The 1,575-nt window shown below is 69.1% G+C and carries 2 protein-coding genes; both read right to left on the bottom strand.

The window, feature by feature from the left end:
* Positions 1-500 (bottom strand): transposase zinc-binding domain-containing protein (locus O9335_RS09635; RefSeq protein WP_298387141.1); only part of this gene is annotated, 500 nt, incomplete at its 3' end.
* A gap of 21 nt (positions 501-521) precedes the next feature.
* Entirely contained in the window at positions 522-1,427 is a 906-nt protein-coding gene (locus O9335_RS09630) for a site-specific integrase (protein WP_298387140.1), read from the bottom strand.
* Positions 1,428-1,575 lie beyond the last annotated feature (148 nt).

Genomic DNA, 1,575 nt, shown 5'->3' with positions numbered 1-1,575 from the left:
ACCCCGCAGGCCATGACGGCGTGCAGGTGCAGGTGCTGGCGCAAGTCCTGGCCCCAGGTGTGCAGCACCAAGCTGAAGGCCCCTTGCCCGCCAGCGACGCCCATCCAGCGCGGGTTGGCGGCGAACGCGCCCAGCGTGCGCGCGGTGCAAGCAAACAGGGTGTCGATGACCCAGCGGGGCTGGCTTCGGTACAGGCTGTGAAGTTGATGTGGCAGGGTGAAGACCAGGTGCGCGTAGGGCACATCGAGCACCTCGGCCAAGCGGCCCTGCAACCAAGCGTCCTTGGCGCGCGCACCGCACTGCGGGCAGTGCCGGTTGCGGCACGAGTGGTAGTGCCAGTGGCTGTGCCCGCAGTGGCTGCAAGCCAGGCGCTGCCCGCCCAGGGCCTGGGTGCGGCAAGCGCAGATGCCCCGCCACGCCTTGGCTTGGGGGCTGCTCAAGGGGTGCGCGCGCAGGTAGGCCGGCCCACAGCGCTGCAGCACCTCGGCCAGCGTGGCCATGGTGGCTGACCCAGGCCAGGGTCAGTGTGGCGGCAGCGTTGGCGTTAGCACCACCACCGGCAGCCCCGCCAGCAAGTCAAGGGGGTCGGTGCCGCGTGGGGGCTTGAACTGGGGGCTGATCAGGTGCAGGTAGCGGCTGGTGGTCTCGATGTGGCCGTGGCCCAGCAAGCGGCAGATGGTGTGCAGGTCGATGCCGGCTTCGAGCAAGTGCGTGGCGAAGCCGTGGCGCAGGGTGTGGGTGCTGCCGCGCTTGTCGATGTGGGCATCGCGCCGGGCGGCTTGGTAGTGGCGCTGCACGCCGCACGCGCTGAGCGGCTGCTGGGTCTTCGGGTTGAAGAACAGCCAGCCCTCGGGCCGGTGGTGGCAGCCGAAGCGGCGGCAGTGCACGCGCAGCAGGGTGAGCAGCGTCGGGCTCAGGAGGGTGTAGCGGTCGGCCCCGCCCTTGCCGGCCACCACGCGCACGCACTGCCGGTCGGGTGCGCTGTCGATGTCGGCCACGCGCAGGTGGCAGCCCTCGCTCAGGCGCAGCCCGCAGGCGTACAGCGTTTGCAGCAGCATGCGCACCATGGGGCTGTGGCAACTGGCGAAGAGCTGGGCGGTTTGCAGGCGCGACAAGAGCTCGGGCTGGCGCTGGCGCGTGCGGGCCACGGGGGGCAGCATGCGCTGGCCTGTCTCGGGTTGGGCCAGTACGTGGGTGAACAAGAAACGGCTGGCAGCGGCGACGTGGTTGACGCTGGAGAAGGAGAGCTTGCGGTCCTTGATCAGGTGCAGCATGTAGGCCTCGATGTCCTGGGCCGTCAACACCGCAGGGCTGCGCTTGAAGTAGCGCGCCATGCGCCCCAGCGAGTCGACGTAGGTCTCTTGCGTGCGCACGGCCAAGCCGCGTACCGCCATGGCGTCCAGCATCTGTTGGCGCAAGGGGGTCATGTCCATCTCCTTCAGGCCGGGGAACATTCCCCAGGCTGAAGGCTTGACCTCACCGACGCTTCGCGCAAGTGCTCGGCTGCACAGACGCCATGCAAAACGCGGTGACCAACGGTGTGCGCCGGTCACCGCGTCAGCGGTTTAGTTCAAC

Source organism: Inhella sp. (genome assembly GCF_027532025.1).
Taxonomy (GTDB): domain Bacteria; phylum Pseudomonadota; class Gammaproteobacteria; order Burkholderiales; family Burkholderiaceae_C; genus Inhella.
The sequence above is the reverse complement of the archived record's forward strand: the minus strand, read 5'-3'. Positions and strand labels throughout refer to the sequence as shown.